This window comes from Caldisericota bacterium (assembly GCA_034717215.1).
Classification (GTDB): Bacteria; Caldisericota; Caldisericia; order Caldisericales; family Caldisericaceae; genus UBA646.
This window is the reverse complement of sequence record JAYELD010000112.1, coordinates 1-8174: the sequence shown is the minus strand read 5'-3', so window position 1 is coordinate 8174 and position 8174 is coordinate 1. Positions and strand designations below refer to the sequence as shown.

Annotated in this window: 6 protein-coding genes; 5 read left to right on the top strand and 1 reads right to left on the bottom strand. The window is 32.4% G+C overall.

Annotated features, from left to right (window positions below):
* On the bottom strand, positions 1 to 895 hold an 895-nt coding region (locus tag U9Q18_04330; GenBank protein ID MEA3313584.1), incomplete at its 3' end, for an NAD(P)/FAD-dependent oxidoreductase.
* Positions 896 to 1088: 193 nt separating this feature from the next.
* On the opposite strand from U9Q18_04330, the gene U9Q18_04325 reads away from it, so the two are divergent.
* The 5 genes from U9Q18_04325 to U9Q18_04305 form a co-directional block, all read left to right on the top strand.
* The gene (locus U9Q18_04325; protein MEA3313583.1) at positions 1089 to 1268 is read left to right on the top strand and encodes a copper amine oxidase N-terminal domain-containing protein; all 180 of its coding nucleotides are present in this window, start codon (positions 1089 to 1091) and stop codon (positions 1266 to 1268) included.
* 384 nt (positions 1269 to 1652) lie between these two features.
* Complete coding sequence (locus U9Q18_04320; protein ID MEA3313582.1) at positions 1653 to 3332, top strand: diguanylate cyclase; 1680 nt, start codon at positions 1653 to 1655, stop codon at positions 3330 to 3332.
* A gap of 249 nt (positions 3333 to 3581) precedes the next feature.
* A complete protein-coding gene (gene cas6, locus U9Q18_04315; GenBank protein ID MEA3313581.1) occupies positions 3582 to 4415 on the top strand; it encodes a CRISPR-associated endoribonuclease Cas6 in 834 nt (277 codons plus the stop codon).
* 135 nt (positions 4416 to 4550) lie between these two features.
* On the top strand, positions 4551 to 6881 hold the full coding sequence (cas3, locus tag U9Q18_04310; protein MEA3313580.1) for a CRISPR-associated helicase Cas3': 2331 nt from the start codon (positions 4551 to 4553) through the stop codon (positions 6879 to 6881).
* A partial coding sequence (locus tag U9Q18_04305) for a hypothetical protein (protein ID MEA3313579.1) occupies positions 6882 to 8174 on the top strand: 1293 nt, incomplete at its 3' end. It abuts the gene before it with no gap.

The window sequence follows — 8174 nt, the reverse complement described above, 5'->3', positions numbered from 1 at the left end:
CTATGACTAATTTATTATATTTCTGGAGGTTGTTTTTTCCATTTTTTAAGGCATTTTCAATGACTACTGCCAGTAGCTTCCCAGAGAGCAGAGCCGGGTATATGCCTGCTGCCGTAAATGGATCGACAAGATTTCCTGCTTCTCCTGCCAGCGCTATTCGTCCGCTTGTAAGGGGCTCTTCTCCTCCCCATAGAGATATCGGATAGATTTTTGTTTCTCCTTTCCCTTTGTCGAATTTTTCAACAGTTCCTTTAGAAGAGCTTAAAAAATACTTTTGTAATGCACCACTTCCTGCTGAATAATGATTTTGTTTTGGGAGCATCCATCCATAACCCAAATAATTGTACCCTAAGAATAATTTTGCAGTATTTGGCTTTATGATATTTTTTTGAAAAACTTCTTTTTCTTCTCCCAGGATGAATCTTTTTTTTCTGGCAAGTCCGCTCAATATAGAAACTTTGCTTCCCACTCCATCTGCTCCGATAAGAAATTTTGTGGTGTATGTTGTTTTATCCGTATGGACTGATATGTTGTTTTTTTCATTGTTAAAGCCGATAAACTTTTCATTATAATGAACGTTTAATCCCTTTCTTAAATGGTGGTCAAATTTTGTCCGTTCTACGCCATGTAAAAATGGTTTATTCAGTTTGACTGTGCTGCTCAGCTTATCTTTAAAATCTATTGATAGTGTATCGTATTCCGTTTTTTCAAAATCTTTCAGGTTATTGGGCAGGATATCCATTATTCCAGGAGGGATACCGCCTGCGCATACTTTGTCTCTATAGCTTCCTCCTTTTTCTATAATGAGATAGTCGATATTTTTTTCTTTTAGATATTGCCCTACTGTTGCTCCAGCAGGCCCCCCGCCTATAATAATCACGCTATAGTTTTTCATAAGTTACCTGTACTAAAGAAAGCAACTATTGGTGTTTTCATTTTGGTTTGAGTATTAGAACCTTTAATTGTCTTCTTTTGCGCTTTCATTGTTCATCTCCTTAATATAAATTCTATCCCAAACTTTAAATCTTTTCAAGTTAAATGAATTTAATTTATAAATGCCTAAGCCATAAAGCTTTCAATATGTATTACTGCTAATATTATTAATAAACGGGATAGGAGTATATATTGACACAGATAATCATAATGTAAAACCAATCATAATAAATGATAGGACAATGTTGCCACTCCGTTTTGTTGCAGAATCTCTTGGTTGCGATGTCGGCTGGGACAACGATACAAGAATAATAATGATTACCTACGGCGGGTAAATAGATAAAGAAATAAAGTCTAATAGGGCAGGTAAACAACCTGCCATATTTTTATTATTATCACTCAAAAAAATTGCAATGTTTTAAAAAAGTAATAAAATTTCTTTGAGTGATAAAAATTGCTCAATTTAGCTAATAATTGTGGAAGTGAGAAATAAAAAATTTAAGCAGGAATTTCAAAATGTAAAAAATTTAATTTTATTAACCGAGGACTTGAAGAAGGAAGAAAATGGTATCAAATTTATACCTCTCTGGAAGTGGCTAATTTATTAAAAGAAAATGCAAAGAAAGGAAATGGGGTCATGTGGGAAGAAAAAAGTGATATCGCGAGGCCTGACCCCAAAACTGTGTTTAGGCATTAAAGGAAAGGAGAGGAGAAGAATAATGAAAATTCAGAGAAAATTTCAAATAATCATTTTATTACTTTTAACAGTTTTAAGTATAACCAGTATTTTAATTAGTAGAAATATATCCACCAATATTATCAAACAACAAATCACCAATAATCTGATTACCGCTACTCAATCCAGAGCAAAGCATATTGAAACATTATTAGGTCAATATGAAGAACTTACTAAAATGGTAGCAACCGGGATTCCTTTCCGAAATGCCGTAGATGAAAGCATTGATCATGCCTGGAGAATAGAACAGGTTAACCGAAGGATTAAAAGTATTATCGAATCACACCATGAAATATCCCGGATCAGGATTTTAGATAAAGAGGGTATTGTAATTGCCTCCAGCCATGAAGATATAGGAATAGATAAAAGTACTCATGAAATCTTCTTAAAGGGAAAAGAAGGAGTCTTTATTGGTGACTTACACTTGTCCTCATTTACCCATAAATATGTTTTAAGTATATCTGCCCCCATTTTACTAAATAACCAGTTTGCCGGAGTTATGGTAATAAATTTTGATGCTGACAAAGAATTATTTAAGATAACCACCGACCGCACCGGCTTAGGAGAGACCGGAGAAGTTTATCTGGTAAATAAAGATGGTTACATGATTACCCCTTCCCGCTTTATCGATGAGGTCATCCTCAAACAGAAAGTTGACCTAATACATACACCTACAGAAGAAGCAAATCCTACCGAGCCCTCTAATACTCCCCCGGAAGATGAGATAGATATCATTAAGGATTATCGAGGAATAGAAGTCTTAAGTATGCATACCCATATCCCGGAGATGGGCTGGTGCTTGGTTGCCGAAATAGATACCCAAGAGGTCTTTGCTCCAGTCACTAAATTGACTAAAAGCCTCCTTTTGATGTTTGCTATCATTCTATTTATTGCTCTATTTATCTCCAGTTTTATCTCAAGAACTATCACCGGACCACTTAGAAAATTACATGAAGGTACTGAAGAGATAATCAAAGGAAACTTAGATATTAAAGTAGGTATCTCCTCCTCTGATGAAGTAGGACAGTTATCCCGAGCCTTTGACGAGATGACTGTTAGTCTGAAAAAATCCAGAGAAGAGCTGGAAGAATACAGTAGAAATCTGGAAAAAAAGGTGGAAGAGAGGACCAGGGATTTAGAGATAGATATAAGTAAGAGGAAAAAAATAGAAAAAAAACTGGAAAAACTAGCTCGTATTGATTCATTAACCGGGTGTTACAATCGAAGATATGGACTGGAATTGCTTGATAGACAGATTAAACTATCCCAACGTAGCAAATCTCCTATATTATTGGCTTTTCTGGATATAGATAAATTTAAGTCTATAAATGATACTTATGGTCATGAAGAAGGAGATAAGGTCTTGAAAGAATCTGTCGAATTATTTAAATCCACTCTAAGAGATGTCGATATTATCTGTCGAATGGGAGGGGATGAATTTTTATTGATATTCCCGGATAATTCTCTAAAAGAAGCTTCTTTGATAAGAAACCGTTTGGAAAAGAATTTGTCTCGACTCAATAAAAGCATAAAAAAGGGTTATCAGATAAAATTCAGTATGGGATTCTCCGAATATCTTCCTAATAAACCGAAAACAATAGACAAATTGATAAGTATTGCCGACCAGAGAATGTATGAGGAGAAAAATAAAATCACGGAGTAATAATTCTGATATTTATATTAGAAATGATAAACTAAAATAATATTACTTGATTGCAGATCAAAAATAGAAGCAAAAAACTTATCTGCCTGACTTTATTTTATTCCGTCTTTTTTCCTAAATAAAACCTAAAATGCATGGTAGGATATACCACCGAACAAATGTAAAACATTATCCGGAGTCTCAAATGTATGTAACTTATAAAAATACTTGACTTTTAAATATTTTCCTTGTAATATATCAATAAAGATCATGAGAATAAAAATAACTTATGAGTCAAGAAAAAAAGGATTACTCTTACCAATTCACTATAACTATTATATTGAATCTTTAATTTATCACACATTTTCAAAAGAAGTATCAGAAGCACTGCACAACGAAGGCTTTATTCTGGACAAACGCCGTTTTAAACTGTTTACATTTTCGCGCATCCTAAAAAAAGGACAACGAGTCACTGGTAATCAGTTAAAAAGGTTAAAAAAAGACCTAAATATCAAGAACGCTACTGCTTTTTATTCACACAAAAAAACAGATACCGAAGAAGCTCTCTTTTTTGAAAATGCTATTAATTTCTACTTTTCCTCTGTTAAGAATTTTGTTGTTGAAGATATGGGAAGCAGAGCCATATCTATCCCACAATCATCTCTTTTAAACCAAAACATCTTTGTTGTGTCTATTGAAGTTCTTGCTCCTCCAAAGTTCGAAAATAAGATGAACATAAAAATGCTTTCACCTATGACAATGTACAGCACAATGAAAACAAGCGATGAAAATATTAAAACATACTACTATTCGCCATATGAAAAAGAATTTTCTGAGCTTATTACAAAAAATGCAAAAAAGAAATACAAAACAGCGTACAGCAATGATATTGAAGGAAATCTACAGCTTACTCCTCTTTATTTTGAAGAGCGGCGCAACCGTGCCGTGGTTTACTTCAAAAATACGCGCATAGATGGATGGACAGGCGTTTTTAAGTTGGAAGGAAACCCAGAACTTATAAAAATTACTTATGATGCTGGATTAGGTGGAAAAAATCCTGAAGGTTTTGGTATGTGGGAGCCATTCAGGGATAAGAAATTTTAGTTTTTAGATAGTTTGCAAATTTTGAAAGGGGGCGAAAATTGCTTGCAGGAGGAAAAGGGGGAAGCAAAGGACAAGCAACCTTAAACGAGAGTTACTTTGTCCTAACAGGGAATCCGTTTGTGGATGCAGGGATATATGAATAATTATTCAGAGTTTTTCGAAAAAACGACAGAATCTAAACCATACGAATTTCAAAAAAGATTATTTAAAACCTACTTAGATGAGAGTAATATTTTACTAAAAGCACCAACTGGAGCAGGGAAAACTTGGGCTTCTATTCTTCCATTTATCTATATTGTTGGAGAAGGAGGTGTTGCCCCCAAAAAACTTATTTATTCGCTTCCCTTACGAACACTGGCAAATAGTCTTTATAATGAAGTTTCGCAAAATGACATTATTAAAAAAATGGGATTGAAAGTTTCATTGCAAACAGGTGAGTTTCCGAATGATAAGTTTTTAGAATCAGATATAATTTTCACTACAATTGACCAGACTCTGAGTTCTATCCTCGGATTTCCATATTCTCTTTCAAAAAGGCAAGCTAACATAAATGCTGGTGCTATTATTGGTTCTTACTTGATATTTGATGAATTTCACTTGCTTGATCCTTCAAGGTCATTAACAACATCTTTAAATATTCTGAAAAGGTTAAAACAATTATCCCGGTTTTGTATTATGACTGCTACAATTTCCAATGGTTCTGTTAAAGGAGTTAATAATTTTTTGGAGACGGATTCGGTTATTCTTGATGACGATGAATTCAATTCTATCTCAAACCTTAAAAATGAAAAGAATATTGAAGTTAAAAATAGACCTCTATATGTGAATGATATATTAAGAGAACATAAAAAGAAAACCATTGTCATTTGTAATACCGTAGAGAGAACACAAAAGTTATACCTTGAACTTAAAAAGGAAACTGATATAGATATCATTTGTATACATTCAAGGTTTTTCAAAAAAGATAGGATATCTAAAGAGAAGAAAATTATCAATATTTTTGGTAAAGATTCTGATCCTGATAAAGAAGCAATTTTAATCTCAACTCAGGTTATAGAAGTAGGATTGGATATTAGCTGTGATACACTGCATACAGAAATCTCTCCCATTAATTCTTTTTTACAACGCGCAGGTAGGTGTGCAAGGTTTAAAAATGAAAAGGGAAGAATATTCATTTATGATGTGCAAGAAAATAAAAATGGGAAGAAGTCGTACCTACCATATGAGAAAAGTCTCTGTTTAGATACAATAAAAGAATTGAGAAAAGAAAACTCATTAGATTATGCTACAGGCGAGAAAATAGTAAATGCAGTTCTTTCTGATAAAGAAATTAAAGAAATAGAGAATGCAGAAAATCTTGATTTCTCACGAATAACAAGGGCATGGAAAGAAAATGACAAATCAGTGGGAAGAGATTTGATAAGAGATGTTAACTCTGTAAATGTGGTTTTCTTGAGAAAACCTAATACCATTCATTCTATGTACAACTATGATGCTGTCTCTATAAATCCACATACGCTTGAAAGCAAATTGAAAATGATGGCAGAGCAATATGAAGATGAAGAAGAGCCTCTCGTATCTGTGATAGAAGAAAGCAATATCATTGATGATTTTGAAATTACGAAGTTAATGATGAGTGAAATTCTAATAGCAGATATAAAATTGTATCCGAGAGTTGTTCTTAATCCCGAATATGTTAATTACAACGCCGAGCTTGGATTAAACTTCCTTTTAAAGGGCAAAACAACAATAGAATCAAGTCCTCAAGAAACAGAAAAAAAGGGATTATTCGGATACAAAAAGGAAACCTATGAAAAGCATATCTCTAATATGATAAAAATTTACGAAACTAATTTTATAGACAAAATTTATTATCCACTATCTAAATTGTGGGACAAGCATCATTTTACAACCGACATTGACGAAATGATTAAATTTATGATGATAATGCATGATTATGGAAAATTGAACAAAGAATGGCAAAAAATTGCCATAGATTTCCAGAAATCAAAAGGAAATTATAACGAGGGAGAAATACTTGCTCACACCGATTTTAATCCCACGAAAGACAAATTGCTCGAAAAACTGCCACCACATTCCGGAATTGGAGCTGTAGTAACCTTTGCCATTTTGGAAGATGTCATACAGGAAGATAATGAATTCAATATTATAGCAGGGGTACTTGCTTCTGCAATAATAAAACATCATTCAACAACCTCTCATACCTCTATACCTTATGTAATTGAAGATAAAGGAATTAAATTAGTTTTAGAAATGATAAATAATTATGCACCTTCATTTTATAAGTTTGATAGTAAAAAAAAGGTAATTAGAAAATGGAATGACATGGAAAATTTAAATAATTATACAATAGATTTCAGTAATCCTGATGAAGTATTTTTATATTTTATTCTGGTAAGAATATTGAGATTGTGCGACCAAAAATCTATTATTGAGGAGGATTGAATGTATCAAAATAAATATTTTGTTATGAAGGATTCAGGAACCTATGCGGAAACGCTTGAAGCTTATGGACTGGCAAAAGTCATATCTCATATATTTAACAGTAATGAAATTTATAATGCAGATATAAGAATAAAAGATGAAGGTGTTTATTATAGCGTGTCATCTGACATTCCTATAAGCGAGCAAATGCTAAATAACACTCATTATTTTGATGCTTTTCCTTACATAAAAGTGAAAGGAGATAAAAATAAAGACTTACCTGTGTGGATAATTGATTATGAAAGTGAAAAGGATAAAAGAGATGCATTCAGAAAAAGGGAGAATGAAATTCATAATGAAAAAGATGAAAAGAAAAGAGCAAAATTACTTTCAGAACTTAATAATAATGAAAATAAGCCCCATTTTGACTTTGATATTTTCCTGAAAATTCGTGATCCTAAAAATATTAATGGTTATCATAAAGTTTTGAATAATATATTTAAAAATAAAGAATATTTCCATTTTATATTAAAGGAATTATTGTTTTTCTATAGTTCACTGCTAAAAAATGAGCAAGAGGTAAGACTAAATATGAAAACATTAGCAAAACAATTTAATTTAAAATTCTCCGAAGTTAGTGCTCTTCAAATTTTCAATCCACATCAAGGGAAAGGAGCTGCATCTCTCAAATCAAATTCTATTGCACTAAAGAATGTTTCTTCTTTCTGGCTCAAAGAATATCTTAAGATAATAGGGATTTATGAGAGTATGGTAATAAAAGATATAAAAGTAAGCACTAAAGACTGGGATACAAAGTATTATGTTATTGAGCCCTTTGATGTAGAATACAGCAGGCTTTTTAGTATTTATAAAACATTTAAACCACTTGTTGGCGGAAATACACCATTTAAATTGGACATTTTGTCAATTCTCCATTATACAAAGAAATTGATTGAATATCTCCCCGAATATCAAACTAAAAAGCTGTCTTTTTCAAGACGCTTAAAACCTATAAGCCTTGTTCAAGGATTTAGAACTGCCTATCAAAAAAAGATGAGTCAGTATGGTAAATCTATTGCTAACATTGGTTGTCTGAGATTGCCAGAATTTATTGAAATAGGTTCTTATGAAGAGGATAAAAATTGGATAGAAGCTCTTAACGAACATTTAGAAATAATAAGACATATTGATGAGAATAACCGTTTTACTACTTCACTATTGCAGCATTACCGACAATTTCTTTCTGCAGGTGATTGGGATGATTTCTTTGAATTCTATTTTGATTATGCTGCCCTTTTAATGAGCAATATAAAG